Annotated in this window: 17 protein-coding genes; 7 read left to right on the top strand and 10 right to left on the bottom strand. The window is 50.7% G+C overall.

Annotated features, from left to right (window positions below; genetic code table 11):
* Positions 1 to 36 precede the first annotated feature (36 nt).
* The 3 genes from ACTRXF_RS02260 to ACTRXF_RS02250 all read left to right on the top strand — a co-directional run bounded on the left by ACTRXF_RS02260 (position 37) and on the right by ACTRXF_RS02250 (position 3,186).
* Positions 37 to 1,233: a GTP-binding protein gene (locus ACTRXF_RS02260; RefSeq protein WP_474260770.1), complete on the top strand. Its 1,197-nt coding sequence runs from the start codon at positions 37 to 39 to the stop codon at positions 1,231 to 1,233.
* Positions 1,234 to 1,296: 63 nt separating this feature from the next.
* A complete protein-coding gene (locus tag ACTRXF_RS02255) occupies positions 1,297 to 2,082 on the top strand; it encodes a ZinT family metal-binding protein (protein ID WP_474260769.1) in 786 nt (261 codons plus the stop codon).
* Between the two features lie 45 nt (positions 2,083 to 2,127).
* Positions 2,128 to 3,186, top strand: coding sequence for a metal ABC transporter solute-binding protein, Zn/Mn family (locus tag ACTRXF_RS02250; RefSeq protein ID WP_474260768.1), 1,059 nt, complete (start codon positions 2,128 to 2,130; stop codon positions 3,184 to 3,186).
* A gap of 55 nt (positions 3,187 to 3,241) precedes the next feature.
* Here ACTRXF_RS02250 and ACTRXF_RS02245 read toward each other — a convergent pair whose 3' ends face one another.
* Positions 3,242 to 5,791 carry a heavy metal translocating P-type ATPase gene (locus tag ACTRXF_RS02245; RefSeq protein ID WP_474260767.1) on the bottom strand — a complete coding sequence of 850 codons (2,550 nt, stop codon included), beginning with the start codon at positions 5,789 to 5,791 and terminating at the stop codon, positions 3,242 to 3,244.
* On the bottom strand, positions 5,781 to 6,152 hold the full coding sequence (locus tag ACTRXF_RS02240; protein WP_474260766.1) for an ArsR/SmtB family transcription factor: 372 nt from the start codon (positions 6,150 to 6,152) through the stop codon (positions 5,781 to 5,783). Before ACTRXF_RS02240 ends, ACTRXF_RS02245 begins: the two co-directional genes overlap by 11 nt.
* 240 nt (positions 6,153 to 6,392) lie before the next feature.
* Between ACTRXF_RS02240 and ACTRXF_RS02235 the strand changes: the two genes are divergently transcribed.
* Positions 6,393 to 7,730, top strand: coding sequence for an alkaline phosphatase (locus tag ACTRXF_RS02235; RefSeq protein WP_474260765.1), 1,338 nt, complete (start codon positions 6,393 to 6,395; stop codon positions 7,728 to 7,730).
* A 130-nt stretch (positions 7,731 to 7,860) separates the two neighbouring features.
* Here the strand turns inward: ACTRXF_RS02235 and ACTRXF_RS02230 are convergent, their stop codons facing one another.
* From ACTRXF_RS02230 to ACTRXF_RS02220, 3 genes are all read right to left on the bottom strand, one after another.
* Entirely contained in the window at positions 7,861 to 8,145 is a 285-nt protein-coding gene (locus ACTRXF_RS02230; RefSeq protein ID WP_474260764.1) for a hypothetical protein, read from the bottom strand.
* Between the two features lie 567 nt (positions 8,146 to 8,712).
* Positions 8,713 to 8,925: a hypothetical protein gene (locus ACTRXF_RS02225; RefSeq protein ID WP_474260763.1), complete on the bottom strand. Its 213-nt coding sequence runs from the start codon at positions 8,923 to 8,925 to the stop codon at positions 8,713 to 8,715.
* 54 nt (positions 8,926 to 8,979) lie between these two features.
* The gene (locus tag ACTRXF_RS02220; RefSeq protein WP_474260762.1) at positions 8,980 to 9,411 is read right to left on the bottom strand and encodes a hypothetical protein; all 432 of its coding nucleotides are present in this window, start codon (positions 9,409 to 9,411) and stop codon (positions 8,980 to 8,982) included.
* A gap of 192 nt (positions 9,412 to 9,603) precedes the next feature.
* Here ACTRXF_RS02220 and ACTRXF_RS02215 point away from each other — a divergent pair, with 192 nt between their 5' ends.
* The 3 genes from ACTRXF_RS02215 (at position 9,604) to ACTRXF_RS02205 (ending at position 12,951) form a co-directional block, all read left to right on the top strand.
* A complete protein-coding gene (locus tag ACTRXF_RS02215; protein WP_474260761.1) occupies positions 9,604 to 10,632 on the top strand; it encodes a DUF418 domain-containing protein in 1,029 nt (342 codons plus the stop codon).
* 262 nt (positions 10,633 to 10,894) lie between these two features.
* Positions 10,895 to 11,977, top strand: coding sequence for a DUF1541 domain-containing protein (locus tag ACTRXF_RS02210; protein ID WP_474260760.1), 1,083 nt, complete (start codon positions 10,895 to 10,897; stop codon positions 11,975 to 11,977).
* 131 nt (positions 11,978 to 12,108) lie between these two features.
* On the top strand, positions 12,109 to 12,951 hold the full coding sequence (locus ACTRXF_RS02205) for an HD-GYP domain-containing protein (protein WP_474277668.1): 843 nt from the start codon (positions 12,109 to 12,111) through the stop codon (positions 12,949 to 12,951).
* 26 nt (positions 12,952 to 12,977) lie between these two features.
* Here ACTRXF_RS02205 and ACTRXF_RS02200 read toward each other — a convergent pair whose 3' ends face one another.
* From ACTRXF_RS02200 to ACTRXF_RS02180, 5 genes are all read right to left on the bottom strand, one after another.
* A complete protein-coding gene (locus ACTRXF_RS02200) occupies positions 12,978 to 13,172 on the bottom strand; it encodes a hypothetical protein (protein WP_474260758.1) in 195 nt (64 codons plus the stop codon).
* A 45-nt stretch (positions 13,173 to 13,217) separates the two neighbouring features.
* Positions 13,218 to 13,922, bottom strand: coding sequence for a response regulator transcription factor (locus ACTRXF_RS02195; protein ID WP_474277666.1), 705 nt, complete (start codon positions 13,920 to 13,922; stop codon positions 13,218 to 13,220).
* Between the two features lie 100 nt (positions 13,923 to 14,022).
* Positions 14,023 to 14,358, bottom strand: coding sequence for a four-helix bundle copper-binding protein (locus ACTRXF_RS02190; protein WP_474277715.1), 336 nt, complete (start codon positions 14,356 to 14,358; stop codon positions 14,023 to 14,025).
* Between the two features lie 90 nt (positions 14,359 to 14,448).
* Positions 14,449 to 15,849, bottom strand: coding sequence for a sensor histidine kinase (locus ACTRXF_RS02185; protein ID WP_474277664.1), 1,401 nt, complete (start codon positions 15,847 to 15,849; stop codon positions 14,449 to 14,451).
* A 134-nt stretch (positions 15,850 to 15,983) separates the two neighbouring features.
* Entirely contained in the window at positions 15,984 to 16,211 is a 228-nt protein-coding gene (locus tag ACTRXF_RS02180; protein WP_474260753.1) for an SHOCT domain-containing protein, read from the bottom strand.
* Positions 16,212 to 16,219: the final 8 nt, after the last annotated feature.

Below are 16,219 nucleotides of genomic sequence, written 5' to 3'. Positions count from 1 at the left end.
ATTACGATTTATATTACACATAAGGAGGCGTCAGCTATGTCTTCACCCATCCCGGTAACTGTCCTGAGCGGCTATTTGGGCTCAGGCAAAACGACCCTGTTGAATCACCTGCTTCACGAGCAGTCGGATTGGAAAGCAGCCGTAATCGTCAACGATATGAGCGAAATCAATATCGATGCCGATTTGATTGAACGCGGCACTTCTCTCTCCCGCACTGAGGAAAACCTGGTGGAAATGTCGAACGGCTGCATCTGCTGCACGCTTCGGGATGACCTGCTTCAGGAGGTTCACCAGATTGCGGAGCGCGGCGGCGTGGATTATATTTTGATCGAATCCACCGGCATCAGCGAGCCTATTCCTGTCGCCCAGACGTTTACATATCAGGATGAGGCGTCGGGGATCGACCTTACCGGCAGCTGCCGGCTCGACACAATGGTCACCATGGTCGATGCAGCCCGCTTTTGGGCCGATTATACATCGGGCGAAACGCTGCAGGAGCGCAGGCAGAGCACCGGAGACGATGATGAGCGTGAAATTGCCGACCTGCTGATTGAGCAGATCGAGTTTTGCGATGTGCTGATTTTAAACAAAACAGACCTGCTGACCCAAAAGCAGATCGAGCATTTAACAGGCATGCTTCGGGCTCTTCAGCCGAAAGCAGAGATTATTGAAACGGCGTATGGCCGCGTCGATCCCTCCAGGGTCCTGGGGACAGGGAAATTTTCATTTGATGAAGCTCTCCAGGCCCCGGGCTGGCTGCAGGAGCTCGAACAGCAGCACGAGCCGGAAACGGAGGAATATCATATCTCCTCCTTCGTTTTCCGGAGCCGGGTCCCCTTTCATTCTGAGCGGCTGCTGGAATATTTGGAGGCCTTCCCCCACCAGGTGATCCGGGCCAAAGGCATAATCTGGTGCGTCACCCGCAATGAGACAGCGCTTTTACTTTCGCAGGCCGGCACCTCCATACAGCTCGAGCCGGTGTCGTACTGGGTCTCCTCCCTTCCTGCCGGTGATCAGCAGCGCGTGCTCGAGGAGCAGCTGGAGTTAAAGCACAATTGGGACCCGGTCGTCGGTGACAAGGGCACCGAGCTGGTGATTATCGGCCAGCATCTGGATCAGCAGAAAGTGACCCGGGAGCTTACGGCGTGTTTGTTAACGAACGAGGAACAGCAGCTGGACGGAAGCACCTTTTACGATCCTTTCCCCTGGCTTGTTTCTCCGAATTCCCTTTAATACATGTATATTTTTTAACCAATAAATCGTAATGATTCCGATTAAATACAGGGAGTGATATTTATGAAAAAATTTCCATTAAAAGGGTTGAGCGCCCTGACTGTCAGCGCGATGATTATTACAGGATGCGGTAACGCCTCGGAGGAAGGCTCCGGTAGCGAAAATGCTGCGGAGTCCGAGGAGCAGAACCAGGAAAATGACGATGAGGACGCAGGCAGCGGGGAACATGATCACGACCACAGCCATGATCACAGTCACGATGAGGAAAAAAGCCACAGCCATGATCACAGTCACGGCCAGGACGCCGAATCCGAGCGCATTTACGACGGCTTTTTTTACAATGATGAAGTAGAGGATCGTTCCTTATCCGACTGGGAAGGTGACTGGCAGTCCGTTCACCCGTATTTGGAGGACGGAACCCTCGATGACGTGTTCGCCCATAAGGCAGAGGAAGACGAAGAAATGTCGGAGGAAGAATATAAGGACTACTACGAGGAAGGCTATCAGACGGATGTCGACCGCATTACGATTGAGAACGGCACCGTTACCTTCTTTAAGGACGGCGAGGAAATGAGCGGCGAATACGTTTCGGGCGGCCATGAAATTTTAGAGTATGAAGCGGGCAACCGCGGGGTCCGGTACATCTTTGAACTCGATGAAGGCGACGAAGGCATGCCTCAGTATATCCAGTTCAGCGACCACGATATCAACCCGACCGATGCCGGCCACTATCACCTCTACTGGGGCGATGACAACGACGAACTGCTCGAGGAGGTGGAAAACTGGCCAACCTACTATCCCTCAGACATGGACGGCGAAGAAATTGCTCATGAAATGATCGCGCATTAATCATTCCCCCAGCCAGCATACTGCTTACGAAAGGAACGAATATAAATGATGAAGCAAATATCTTTGAGTACTTCTATTATAGCAGGAGCTTTTCTTCTTCAGGCCTGCAGTACAAGTGACAATAACCAGCAAAACGCCTCCGGCGATAGTAATGAAGATCAGCAGGCGCAAAACGAAAAGCTCGACGTCTATACGACCCTGTTTGCCTGGGAGGATTTTACGAAGCAAATCGGCGGTGACTATGTAAACGTGGAAAACGTAGTCCCTCCCGGCTCCAATGCCCATTCCTTTGACCCGACACCCCAGACCCTGACCAGTATTGCCGAGGGCGATATGTTTATTATGACCGGCAGTGGGATGGAAGGCTTCGCGGATGAAGCGAAAAGCACCGTAGACGGCGAAAATGTGAAGGTGCTCGAGCTCACAAATAACATGGACCTGCTGGAAACGTCGGAGGAACACAATCACAGCCATGAGGAAGAAAGCCACGATCATGACCACGGTGACGAGGACCACGATCATAGTCATGATGAAGACCATGACCACGGCCACGAGGAAGATCATGATCACAGCCACGGCGGCGTCGATCCGCACGTATGGCTCGATCCGGTCCGTGCCCAGGAGGCTGCGGAAAGTATTAAAAACGAGTTAGTCGAGCAAATGCCGGAGCAGCAGGAAACGTTTGAGGAAAACTATGAGGCACTTGTATCTGATCTTGAGGATATTGACCAGGGATTCGCAGACGTCGCTGAAACCAGTGACAACAACCAGTTTATTGTGTCCCATGCGGCTTACGGCTATTGGGAGGAGCGGTACGGCTTCGAACAAATCCCGGTCAGCGGCATCAATGCCCAGGATGAGCCTTCCGTCCAGGAAATCAACGATATTGTCGCCGTCGCGGAGGAAAACGATATTCACACGGTGCTGCTGGAGCAAAACATCCCGTCCAAAACGGCTGAAACCGTACAGGAAGAAATTGGCGCAGACGTAGCCTACCTGCACAACCTTTCAACCGTAATGGAAGAAGACATTGAAAACGACGCCACCTATGTATCTTTAATGCAGGATAATATTGAAAGCCTCGAGCAGGCGTTAAATCAGTAGACAGCAAAAAGCCAGGCGGGCGTCCGCCTGGCTTTTGTACCTATATTACAATCATTTATCCCCGCAGCCGGAACAGCCTCAGACTGTTCGCGACAACGATGAGTGCCGCTCCGGTGTCACTGAGTACTGCCATCCAGAGCGTTAACATGTCCGGCACAATCAGCGCCAGGGCGGCCACCTTAATTAGTACCGCAAACCAGATATTCTGCTTTATGATGCGCAGCGCCTTGCGGCTGAGGCGGATCGTATACGGCAGCTTCTCGAGATTATCCGCCATCAGAACAATGTCGGCCGCCTCCATCGACGTATCCGCCCCGGCTCCTCCCATGGCAATACCGATGTCCGCAGTGGCAAGCGCCGGCGCGTCATTGATGCCGTCGCCCACCATGCCGACTCTCCGTCCTTCCTGCTGCAGCGTTCGCACTGCTTTTGCTTTGTCCTCCGGCAGCAGCCCGGCCATATACCGGTCAATGTTCGCCTGGCCGGCAATTTTAGCGGCGGTGCCTTCATTGTCACCGGTGAGGACAGTCAATTCACGGATGCCGTTTTTGTGAAGCGACCGTACCGCTTCCGAGGACACGGGCCGGATTTTGTCGGCGACGCCCACGTAGCCTAAAACGCTCTCCCCGTTTCCGATTAAAACGACGGTCATGCCTTCGTTCTGCAGTTTCTGGATTTCCTCCTGGAGCTGCTCTGTCTGAATGCCCTGTTCCTTCAGCCACTCGGGCTTCCCGGCAGCATACGCTTTGCCCTGGATCGTTCCAGATACACCTTTCCCAGGCTCAGCGTAGAAGTTCACCCCTTCAAGGGAAGACACCTTTTGTTCCTTGGCGTGCGTCGTAATCGCGCGGGCGATCGGGTGGTTGGAGTATGCCTCCAGGGTCGACGCAACCGACAGCAGCCGGTCAGCATCGCCGTCTTTGGCGTATACTTTTTCCACGACAGGCCTGCCTTCGGTGAGCGTCCCCGTCTTATCAAAGGCGAGGGCATTCAGCGTGCCGGCCGCCTCGAGAAAGGCTCCGCCTTTAATCAGCACGCCCTGCTTGGCCGCATTGCCGATAGCAGACACGATGGCGACAGGAGTCGAAATAACGAGCGCACACGGGCAGGCCACAACTAGCAGCGCCAGTCCGCGGTATACCCAGTCCGCCCACCCGCCAAAGCCAATTACAGGCGGTACGACAATAACGGCGATCGCAGCGGCAAACACAATCGGCGTGTACACGGCGGCAAACCGGTCCACGAAGCTCTGGGTCGGTGCCTGCTGCTCCTGCGCCTCTTCCACTAAATGAATAATCCGTGCAAGCGTCGTATCCTCCGGACGTGCGGTCACCTCGACCTCCAGGCTGCCGAAGTCATTCAGCGTACCGGCATATACTTTATCTCCGGATGCTTTATCGATCGGGAGCGATTCCCCGGTAATCGGGGACTGGTCGACCATCGATTGTCCTTCGCGAATCGTGCCGTCCAGAGGGATCTTTTCTCCCGGCTTAATGAGCATCGTCTGGCCAAGCCGGACCTCCTCCACCGGGCGCCGGGCCCATGTGTCCCCAGCCTTCACCCAGGCCTCCGCCGGCGCCAGATCCATCAGATGGCTGATCGATTTGCGCGTTTTAGCAACCGAGTACTGCTGCAGGGCGTTGCCGAGCGCAAACAGCCAGACGACGAGCGCCCCTTCAAAGTATTCCCCGATGAGCGGAGCTCCGATCGCAGCTCCCATCATGAGCACGTTCATATCAAGCGACCGGCTTTTAATGGCAAAATACGCGCTTTTCGCCGGCTTGTAGCCTCCGACGACAATAACAGAAAGATACAGCATGATTGAAATGATCGCCGGGACCGGCATCAGCGAGCTGGCAATACCGGCCAGCAGGAGCACGCCGGAGACGATCGTATTCGTCATTCCGCGCAGCGGAGAGGCTTCCGGCCGGCTCGCAGGCGAGCTGCGGTCGTTGACTGGCTCCGCTTCAAATCCGAGCCGGCGGACTTCCTTTTTCACCGTTTCCTGAGGCAGCTCGTGATCGAGCGTCATTTTTCCCGTCGCGAACTGCACCTGCACGTCCCTCACGCCGTCGAGCTGCGCAAAGTGTTTGCTGACGGTCGCGGCGCACGAGCCGCAGTCCATGCCGTAAATGTTATAGGCTTCTCCTGTATCTGCTGCCGGCAGCTGGGTATTATATCCGAGCCGCTGCACCGTTTGCCTGATCATTGCCGGAGCCAGCGTCCCGTCGGTGGACACCTGCATGCTGCCGGTCGTGTACTGAACCTTTGCCTCCTGCACCCCGGGCAGACGGTACACGCCCTTTTGCAGTGTGGACGCACATGAAGGACAGTCCATCCCCTCCACCTGAAAGGTGTATTCGTTCGCTGGAGCATTTTTGCCTGGCTCCCTCTGGTCTGTGTGCTCTTCTGGGGTGCAGCAGCTTCCCTCTTCGTTTGCATCATCCGAGCTGCAGCAGGACGTTTCTTCGACCGGGGTTAAATTGATCGAAAAGCTGCGGGAGCCAGTGCCCGTTGCTGATGAGGAACTAGTATTTTCTTCGCTGCAGCACGAGCATCCTTTCTCCTCTGATTTTCGTTCAAGGGTTTCTTCTTTAGATGCCAAGCGGCTTCTCCTCCATTCCCGGTGCCATGCCTCCGAGCAGGTGAGTAATCTGATTTCCGGCGAGTGTGTAGAACACCAGCTTCCCCTCCCGGCGGTAGGTGACGGCGCCTGCCTGGCGGAGGATCCGCAGATGATGAGAGACCGTGGCCGTCGAGGTTCCCAGGATATTGGCCAGATCACAGCCGCAAAGCTCGCCTTCGACGCTGAGGGCGTAGGCTACCTTGTACCGGGTTTCGTCGGCAAGCACTTTAAACCACTGCGAAGCGCTGCGCGCATCCACCTGCCCGACCTGATTCTGGACGCGGGCCACCTTTTCCGGATCAAAGCAGTATATTTCACACTGATCGTTAGTTTTAGCCATACAAATCTTCCTTTCATTCTTACAATTAAATGTTTGTTTAATTGAATCTTATACTTCTTTGATCAAACAGTCAAACATCTGTTTAATTGAAGCAATAAATTTCAAATGTAAATTATTTAACACATTTCCATTATTTCCTTTACAGGAAGTTTAAACACCGCTAACACCCGCTTCATAAAATAACCCTATAGTGGGGGACGTGGAGTTATCCACGGCTAAAACTATTTAGGGGGTCATTGAATGATGAAGTGGAAGCGTCCGACGAAAGCAGCCTTACTGCTGGGGGCAAGCGGACTGGTTGCAAGCACCGCGATGGCATCGGAAAACGACAAAAAAGACGATTCAGCAGGGAGTACGAAGCCGGCTGCTGAAGAAGCGCAGGCACAAAACGTTATTCTCATGATTCCCGACGGATTCTCGGACAGCGTATCGAAAAACTACAGTCTTTATAAGGACGGCGAGCCGGTGTGGGAAGAGCGGGACATGACGACCGGCAAGGTGGATACCTCTTCTGCTGACGCTGTCGTGACGGACTCTGCGGCTGCCGGTACGGCTTATGCCATCGGCGAACGGACGAATAACGGAATGGTTGGCATGACACCGGACGGCGAATCCAAATCCTCAATTCTGGATGAGGCGGCCGACATGGGGAAATCCACCGGGCTCGTAGCGACCTCGACAATTACCCACGCAACTCCGGCTGTGTTTGCTTCCTCGGTGGATGACCGGAACAACTACACCGAAATCGCGAAGCAGATGACTGAAAATGATAACCTGGACTTAATGTACGGTGGCGGCCGTGAGCACTTTCTGCCGGAATCGGAGGGCGGCATCCGGGAGGACGGCGAAAACTACATTGACCACGCCACGGACGCCGGTTTTGAATATGTGGAAACCGAGCGCGCCATGAATGATGCAGACGGTGACCGGATCCTCGGGCTGTTCGCCGATGATGCCATAAACACTTCTCTGGAGCAGAGCCCCGTTCAGCCATCCCTTTCAGAAATGACCTCCTCGGCGATTGACCACCTGTCCCAGGATGAAGATGGCTTCTTTCTCATGGTGGAGGGAAGCCAGATTGACTGGGCCGGGCATGCCAACGATCCGGCATGGATGATGTCTGATACCGAAGCTTTTGAACAGGCGGTCGAAGAAGCGACGGCTTACTCCGAGGAGCACGAGGACACTCTCGTGATCGTCGCGAGTGACCACGACACAGGGGGAAGCGCCAGCGAGGCTACGGAGGATAACCATCCGTCGCTTCTGAATAACGTGGAGGCCACCGGCGCAGACATGCAGGAGCAGGTGCTTCTCGGTGAGGAGACTCCTTCCGAAGTATTTGAAGAGCATACCGGCATGACCTTGACCGGCGAGGAACAAACCATTGTGGAGGAAGCCGAAACGCTCGAGACCGGATTTAACCACGTATTGAGCGAACGCGCCGGCTTCGACTGGACGAGCAAGGACCATACCGCGGTGGATATTACCGTTTATGCTGAAGGCCCGGGCGAGGAAGCGTTCTCCGGAAACCTGCAGAACACGGAAGTATTTGACGCCATGCAGCAGGCAATGAAATAACTCACCTTTTCAGGAAGCGGCCTCCAAAACGGGGGCCGCTTTTTTGCGCATATAAAAAGCAGAGGCCCCCGGAAGGAAGCCTCTGCCTGTCTATCATTAATCTTCATTTAAATACTTCGTTCTATTTTTATTAATTATCAAAAGCCCACTTCCACTTTTTAAGTCTTAGCTTCACCCGCTCGAGCAGGTTGCTTCTATATGAAGCGGTTTGTGGTTTTTCAACAACGCTCAGAAAATTCCAGCCGCCCCGGCCGTTATCTGCATAAATCCATTGCGTTTTTTTATCGTAGTAATAGCGGAAGCCGTCATTGTCCTTCAAGTGCAGTGACCGCTCTCCTTCCATTACTACATGTAAGTATCCGTCACACGTTAACATAATGTCGTCCAGCGTGATATTTTCGCATTGCTCCTGCATAAAAAATACCCCTTTCCATAGCACAAAGCTATAGCACGATTCGCATGCTTCTTTGTTTCCCATTACTTTTTACGTAATGTCTTTTCCGCTCCCCCATCGTCATATTTGTATAATGCGCGCCTGCTTAATTTCCTTCGTCTTCCAGCTCCGTTGTCTGCTCACTTTAATATCTTTATATATAACCTCTGATGAATATAAGTAAACATGATAATTATGATAGCGTGTTTATTCAGTGACAGGCAGGGAGTTTACTGGAATAATATGCCGGGTGAGAAGCTTGGCTGCTTAGTATTTTTATATACTCTCACAGGTTTATTAGTGATTTCAACAATGCACATTTGAAAAATATCCGCAACCGATAAAAACTGGAAGAAGTTCGCCAGGAAATGGAATAATTAAATTTTTTATGCAGTAAACTGAACGTTTGTTATAGCTGGATATTTATCAGACATTTCCTGCAGCATTTAGACTCCTAAGGTAATAAATGGCATGATAAGCAGTAAAAGCGTAAGCCAGCTTCTCCAGTATAATAACGCCCTCTTCTTTATTAAGTTTGAGGTATTGGCACTAACTACTCGATGCGCTCCCCGTCCGATAAACAGCCCCTAACGCAATCAGCGGGACCAGCGGCAGAAGCAGTCCGCCTCCGGCTAAGTACAGCAGCGGAGCTACTGTGCCCAGGGCTCCGACAAACACTCTCCTCCGTGATCCTTTCTTTCGGCCGCGAACCCACAGCCCTGCTCCCGCAGACATGATACAGAGCAATATAATAGTAACCATGCATACTCTCCTTTGCTGGTACGTGCTTCTGGATAATATACGTAAACAGCCACGTCAAAATATAAATACGGTCCATACCAGTATAAGCAGGCCTCCCCCGATCACTGATCCCCCGTTAACCAGCATCTCGTAGCGGTAATCGTCTTTATTGGCGCTCTCTTTTTTCCATAAATACGCGCTCCCTGTAATGTAAATGACCAAGCAGCCAAGAAGCAGAATTAAAACCAAAACCCAGGGCAGCAAATCAGAGACATTCGCAAATATCAAAATCAAAAGGTTTGCTGTGACAATCCCAAATGTCAATTTTCGATGAGTATCATTGGCGTGCCTTTTCTCTCTCGGATGTCCGTTTCGCCGGGTATACCATCTGCGGGCGAGCCAGGGAACCAATACTCCAATGACAATAAAAATTGATAAAAGCAACAGCAAAAAGCGTAAAAATATAGTATCAGCAGTCAATAGATGCCCCTCCCCTTTATCCATCATTTCGTTTATCATCCCATAATATGGAATCGCTTCCAAGCGCATTTACATTATTTTTGCCTTTGAGCGTTAAAGTACAGGGCTTCATACTTTCTTCACATTTTTCTCTTACGATATTAAGGGCTTGATGTAAACGTTTTGTATCTTACCGGCTTCTTAGAGAAAAATTTTCCTTATAAGAAAGAAGGATCTTCAGTGACTACCACATATCCTAATAAGCAAACCCAACGCATCAGCACACTCGATCAAATACGCGGCTTTGCCTTGTTCGCAATTTTTATCGTCAATATCTTTGGGCTTGCGCTAGTGAACCCCGCAAATCCGACCTGGCTAGGTACCTCCATTGACACAACTGTCGCCATCGTATTTAAGGACAGCGCCCGGCCGCTGTTTGCAATGATGTTTGGCATCAGTCTCGTGCTTATTTACAGACGACTGCATACGAAGGGTACGAACCCCTATCCTACCCTTATACGGCTGCTCGGGCTCGCGTTTTTGTTCTGGCTCGGCTACTCCACCGGCATCGACCTGCTGGACGGCTACACGTCTGTGCAGATGAACCCGGCGCAATGGTTGAAGGACGCCCTGCCCACAGACCGGACTTATCCGACCGGCGTCGAATATCTGTTGATTGAATGGTCATCGATGATCGATCATCTTGGCTATTTCTTTTTTGGAATGTACGCCTACCAAAACGGCATCTTTTCACGTACGCAGGAGAACCGGGACCGCAAATGGCTGTTCACCCTGGGATCTCTTCTTATCGGCATTATCGGAAAAACCGGCATGTATATCGGTGCCGGCACCCCCCTGCTTCAGCATCTGGACGATTTTTATGCCTTCCTCGTAAGTGTGGGAATTGCTCAGGGCCTGCTTTTGATAAGCACAAGCAGCAAAGGCACCTTTACTGTGCTGACGTCGTTTGCCGCTGTCGGGAAAATCACATTCACCCACTATCTTCTGCAGTCGGTCATTTTTGTGAGCCTGTTCCGGGAGAGCGGCCGCACGTTTTTTAATGGTATGGGCATATGGGAGCCTCCAGGCTACGTATTCGCGTTCATCATCGGAATGCTGGTGTTTGCAGCACAGATGCTCGTCAGCCCGCTGTGGCTGAAGTATTTCTACTACGGCCCCTTGGAGTGGATTTGGCGGACCGGCACACACATGAAATGGGTGCCGATAATTCGCAAACGTCCCCATCGCGATCAGGACTTCCGTTCCTGATACCTGCCAACAACTAAAAACATAAAAAACTGCTTCCAGATAATCATGGAAGCAGCTTTGCTTTAATAACAACACTGCAGTACATTTACGCTTTGCCTGCAGGCCTGGCACATAGTGATTTGCAGAAAACCGGCCGCGCACAATTACAGGAAGAGAAAAAACTTGAAATAAAGATTTTTACGGGATCTTCACAGTTTCTCCATACCTGAGAGGTACAACTATTAGCGTACCCACTTTTATACACCAGGGAGGAAAACAATACATGAAAACACACACAAAATGGGCGGCTACGGCAGTTACTTTTGGCCTTTTGCTTGCCCCGGTAACGATCGACGCTTCTCAAAGTGATTCCCCGGATGCTGACACTTCCATGTCTAACCACCATGAAGAGATGTCTTCTTCCGGCATGATGGAGGAAGGCATGCAGGGACCAATGGTGCACGTGCTCCAGCAAACGCTGCAGGATTACGGGATTTCCACCAAAGCGGACGGCCTGTTTGGCCATGAAACGAAACAAAGCGTAAAAAGCTTTCAAGAACAGGCGGGTATCGAAACGGACGGCATTGTAGGCCCCCAAACCATGATGGCGTTTCAAAGCCACATGACCGAAAACACGCAGCTTTTACGCACTGGAGATACCAGCATGCACGTATACCATGTTCAGCGCCTATTAACCAATCAGAACATTGAAACTGAAACAGACGGGATATTTGGTCCGGAAACACAAGAGAACATTAATCACTACCAGCAGGAGCACAACCTCCAGGTTGATGGTATCGTCGGCCCGGAAACTAAGGGGCACATGATGGAAAACATGGATCATCAAGGCCATCAGCAAATGAGGGGCATGATGAACAATGACCGGAACGATTCTCATCACCGAATGAGGGACTCCATGGAAGGACACAGCGGTATGAATCATTCCAGTTCGGGAGAGGTGCCGGAGGATCTGCAGCAGGCGAAAAACCCTAAATTCGAGGAAGGCGATAAAGCAGTAATTAAAGCCAGCCATATGAAAGGCATGGAAGGTGCCACCGCCACTATCGCCGGTGCTTACGACACCACCGCCTATGCAGTTACCTTTCAGCCCACAGATGGCGGAGAACCTGTGGAAAATCATAAATGGATCATTTATGAAGAATTAAGTAACGCAGGAGAAGGATCGCTACAGCCGGAAGACACAGCGGAAATTGAAGCCACTCATATGGAGGGAATGAACGGAGCCACCGCCAATATTGACAGAGCTGAAAGCACTACTGTTTATATGGTCGACTTTACCACGACGGACGGTGAAGAAGTAACAAATCACAAATGGCTTACGGAAAGTGAACTAAGCAGCCACTAACCGGCGTTTTGCAGAAAGTGGCATCGCTGTCAGACCAAAAGCCCCTTCAGCCAAGGGCTTTTGGTTTATTTAAACCGCCGAACGAGGCTCCAGTAATACTTATACCCCACAGAAAATGAGGTGAGATAGATATGCCGATCAGTCCTGAAGACCGCCGCTTGTTTTTGAAAAATACATCAGGCCTCGATGACGGCTTTCGTTTAGGCGGAAAATTACAACAGCCCTCCCATTATTATTGGCTGGAGCATCTTTTCCATTCGCTGATGAAGGACCAGGGTGTTCGGCAGTTATTTCAACAGCTGGCAGCCTGGGATATGTATACCTACCGCCACTCGTTTGACGTCTTTCTTCTCGGTTCTTTGGCTGCCCGTCAGCTGGAATGGCCAAATATACGTGAAATAGCTTGCGGGCTGCTGCTTCATGATATTGGCAAAACTGCTATTCCCCGTACTGTCTTAACAAAACAAAAAGCCCCTACCCTGGCCGAATGGAAAATGTTAAAAAATCATGCCAGACAAGGGTATAACATATTAAAAGACCGCGGATTTTCTGAATCTATTTCTTCCATGGCTTTCCGGCATCACGAACGCCTGGACGGGAGCGGCTATCCGAGTGGAACCTCGGCATCCAAACTTGCAGATGCTGTCCGGTTGTTATCTGTGCTCGACGTCTATTCCGCTCTATCGCTGGACCGGCCTTACCTTCGAGCTGTATCCCCGCTTCAGGCAGTGCATCTATTACGAAAGGAAGCCGGGCCGCTGGATCCTGAATATATTCGCATTTTCTGCGAATTTCTCGGGATCTTTCCTAAAGGCGCCGCCGTCCAATTAACGAACGGTGCCACGGCAGTTATCGTCGATATTGATGAAGCTCTTCCCACCCTGCCGCTTGTGAGAGACATTCGAACACATGAAACCTATTACCTTCCTGTCGATCAAACCGTACAGATCAGCCAATGGATAGATCCGCTTTAATACACGCAGTCCTCTTTCTAAATTCCTCATTTTTTCATCAGCGTGTAATAAATAAGCAGGAAAGCACCAAGCGGCAGAAACACCCAGGAGCACACCAGAAACAATTGATGCATAAACGTATGCACGTTCGTAAAAGGCGCAGCCCATGCTGCAGACATCGTCAAGCAGCCCAGGCCAACAATGATTAATACTCCTGCCGTTATCCATTCCAACCACTTCATTGTCCTTTCCCCCTTCCCTCTTCTGAGTGCTCTGGCACAGCTGTGCTATGATTCTTCAAACTTATATCCGACGCCCCAGACAGTGTGAACAGGATTTTTTTCGTGATAGAAGGCGTTTAGCTTGAGCCGGAGATTTTTCATATGTGTATCTACTGTACGCACATCCCCCATGTAATCCATGCCCCAAATCTGCTGGAGCAGCAATTCCCGGCTGAACACCCTCCCCGGCTTCACAATCAGTGTATGAAGCAGGTCAAATTCCTTCGGGGTCAATACGACTTCTTCATCCGAGACAAACACCGACCGTTTCTCCGGATCCACCCGCAGCGACCCCCGTTCAATTTCCTGTGACGATTCATATGAGAAGGGAAAATCATACGAACGACGGAGCAGCGCCTGCACGCGGGCAAGCAGCTCTTTGGCTTCAAATGGTTTGGCCAGATAATCATCCGCCCCCAGCTCCAGACCTTCCACTCTGTCTTCAAGCCCTGCCCGGGCTGTGAGCATCAAAATCGGCACCGCACTGGAGGACCGGATAGTTTCACAAACCGCCCAGCCATCAGTGCCAGGCATCATAAGATCTAATATTAACAGGTCATATGACTGCTTTCGCCACTGGTTTAACGCTTCTTCTCCTCCGGCTGCCTCTGTAACCTGATAGCCTCCGTGCTGCAAGTAGATCCGCAGCATCTGTCTCATTGGAAACTCATCATCCACTACCAGAATGCGGTAGGTTTCCTTATGCTTCATTTTTTCACTTCCTTTTACCTTCAGCACTCTATGTACATTGTTGATATAATAATAGAAGAAAACCGCTGGACGTGGTCCAACGGTTCCCCGTTCCTTAATGCTATTTTGCCATTTGTTCGCATGCTTCTGCACAGCGGTAGCACGCATCCGCGCAATCTTTACAGTGCTGATGATGATCGCCGTGCTTCGCGCATTCATCCCCGCAGGCGCGGCAGATTTTTGCGCAAAGGGCGCAGATTTCTTTCGCAAATGGACTATTGCTTTGCATCGCTTTTGCTGCAAAGGCACACATATCTGCACATTCACGATCGAGACGGATACATTCTGCCATCATCTTCACATCGTCTTCTTTCAGGCAGTCATCAAAACAGCGGTTGCATTGCTCCATGCATCGAAGACATTCTTGTACGCATTCTTCGTAGGTCATTGAAACCATCCTCTCTTTTTGATTTTCCCTCTCCCGCCTGCCTGTTTTCATTGTGCCCGCTTAATGTGAAGAAACTGTGAAGAGCATTGAATTTTTTCTTTACTGCTCATTTTTTCCGGGCCGGGCAAACGTTAATATAAATGACGTGCCTTCCCCCGGGACACTCGAAACCTGAATATCTCCATCATGAGCATGCATTAACTGCTTCACAATCGCAAGTCCCAGGCCTGTGCCCCCGCCTTCACGGGAACGGGACTTGTCTACACGATAAAACCGGTCGAAAATAAATGGCAGCTCCTTTTTTGGGATTCCTATTCCTGTATCTGTGACTGTGATGACCGGCTGATGAGTGGAGCTGCGGCCGCCATGAATTGAGATACTTCCTTTTTCCGTATAACGCAGGGCATTTGTCATCAGATTCATGAACACCTGCTCCAATCGCAGTTCATCTCCGTGGACGATCAGTCCTTCCTCTACGTCCATGTCCAATTCCAGTCCCTGCTGGCGGGCCGGCAGAGCAAAGCCTTTAACAATCCGTTCAAGCATTGGGGCTAACGCCAAATCCTTTTTGGTTAATTTCATATGTCCGTCATCCATTTGCGCCAAATCGAACAATTCTTCCACCAAACGATTTAACCGCTCAGCTTCTTCGGAGAGAATCGTAAGGTATGCATCTTCCTCTTCCTCCTGATCGTAAAGTTTTTCCTTCAGAATGTGGGAATAGCCTTTAATATATGTGACCGGCGTCCGTAGCTCATGGGAGATATCCGCTAAAAAAGCTCTCCGGGCATCCCGGTACTGTTTTAAATCTTCAGCCAGATCATTAATTGCTGTACCAAGTGATCCTACCTCGTCTTTAGGCGGATGGTGGACCCTTACCTCCAGTTCCCCTTTTGCGATTTTCCGGGTTGCTTGTTCCATCTGCAATAAAGGAAGTGTGAGCCGCCGCACAAGAATAATGATACAGGCAAACGCAAGAAGGAAAGCTCCGATGACTGCGAGCGTAATAAGACGCTGGACCTCCTGGATTTCCCCTTCTATCGCAGACTGGGATGAGAAAAGATAAATGCTTTCTGACTCAGCGCCACCGTCCTGCAGGGCACTGCCGACTACAAAATACTTTTCCCCCGTCGCTTCGTCGGTATATTCCCGTTCGACCGTCCCGCCAGCACGTATTTCTTCCCGTTCCCCGTCCGGAATACCGGAAGTAAAATCACCGGTATTTTCTCCAACATGACGGCTTGGTTGAAAGGAGTTATTTAACACATAGGCGTCCTGGTGGTCTTTCGTTAACGTTTTCAGCACTCCGGTCGCAATCGTGCCATTTTCTTCGTACATGGATTCGTAATGAGAAACGCTCTGCTTCATTTCTTCCACTTCATGCTCGAAGAAAAAACCGGAAATCACTTCATGGATGACGAAAGCGAGAGGGATCAATACTACTAAAAACAATGAAAACAAAATAGCTGCTAATTTTATGGTAATATGTCCGGAAAACATTCGAAGCATCCTGCGCAAATTTTCACATCCCTTCCCTATGTAACGGGCCATGCGTCCGGTCCAGGTATAACAATATCCCGAAGCGAAATGAGGGGGAGCCCTCTTCCATGATGAAAAAGGCTCCCAGGCGGCATTCATTTATTGTTTTGAAGAACACGCTTTTTTTGCTCAAATTCTTCTTCCGTCAGCTCCCCGTTGGCAAAACGCTGTCGAAGTGTACTTAATGAAGTATCGTTGCTGCTGTTTTGCGATTTTACTGCTAATCGAACGATAACATAGATACCCACAGCTGCAAGCACGATGAGAAAAAGCATCCAAATCCACATGCCAAGAGACATTACCGCCATGCTTCCATTCATCATAGTTACCC

Source organism: Marinococcus sp. LNHM3E3-2.2, assembly GCF_056034385.1.
Note: the sequence above shows the minus strand (reverse complement) of the source record. Positions and strands in the feature narration are given on the sequence as shown.

Bases quoted from the DNA above. Each gene is read 5' to 3' on its own strand.
- ACTRXF_RS02210 (WP_474260760.1), top strand. From the start codon at position 10,895: ATGAAAACACACACAAAATGGGCGGCTACGGCAGTTACTTTTGGCCTT.
- ACTRXF_RS02205 (WP_474277668.1), top strand. From the start codon at position 12,109: ATGCCGATCAGTCCTGAAGACCGCCGCTTGTTTTTGAAAAATACATCA.
- ACTRXF_RS02195 (WP_474277666.1), bottom strand. From the start codon at position 13,922: ATGAAGCATAAGGAAACCTACCGCATTCTGGTAGTGGATGATGAGTTT.
- ACTRXF_RS02255 (WP_474260769.1), top strand. From the start codon at position 1,297: ATGAAAAAATTTCCATTAAAAGGGTTGAGCGCCCTGACTGTCAGCGCG.
- ACTRXF_RS02240 (WP_474260766.1), bottom strand. From the start codon at position 6,152: ATGGCTAAAACTAACGATCAGTGTGAAATATACTGCTTTGATCCGGAA.
- ACTRXF_RS02230 (WP_474260764.1), bottom strand. From the start codon at position 8,145: ATGCAGGAGCAATGCGAAAATATCACGCTGGACGACATTATGTTAACG.
- ACTRXF_RS02260 (WP_474260770.1), top strand. From the start codon at position 37: ATGTCTTCACCCATCCCGGTAACTGTCCTGAGCGGCTATTTGGGCTCA.
- ACTRXF_RS02250 (WP_474260768.1), top strand. From the start codon at position 2,128: ATGATGAAGCAAATATCTTTGAGTACTTCTATTATAGCAGGAGCTTTT.
- ACTRXF_RS02190 (WP_474277715.1), bottom strand. From the start codon at position 14,358: ATGGTTTCAATGACCTACGAAGAATGCGTACAAGAATGTCTTCGATGC.
- ACTRXF_RS02180 (WP_474260753.1), bottom strand. From the start codon at position 16,211: ATGATGAATGGAAGCATGGCGGTAATGTCTCTTGGCATGTGGATTTGG.
- ACTRXF_RS02200 (WP_474260758.1), bottom strand. From the start codon at position 13,172: ATGAAGTGGTTGGAATGGATAACGGCAGGAGTATTAATCATTGTTGGC.
- ACTRXF_RS02220 (WP_474260762.1), bottom strand. From the start codon at position 9,411: ATGATGGATAAAGGGGAGGGGCATCTATTGACTGCTGATACTATATTT.
- ACTRXF_RS02225 (WP_474260763.1), bottom strand. From the start codon at position 8,925: ATGGTTACTATTATATTGCTCTGTATCATGTCTGCGGGAGCAGGGCTG.
- ACTRXF_RS02235 (WP_474260765.1), top strand. From the start codon at position 6,393: ATGATGAAGTGGAAGCGTCCGACGAAAGCAGCCTTACTGCTGGGGGCA.
- ACTRXF_RS02185 (WP_474277664.1), bottom strand. From the start codon at position 15,849: ATGTTTTCCGGACATATTACCATAAAATTAGCAGCTATTTTGTTTTCA.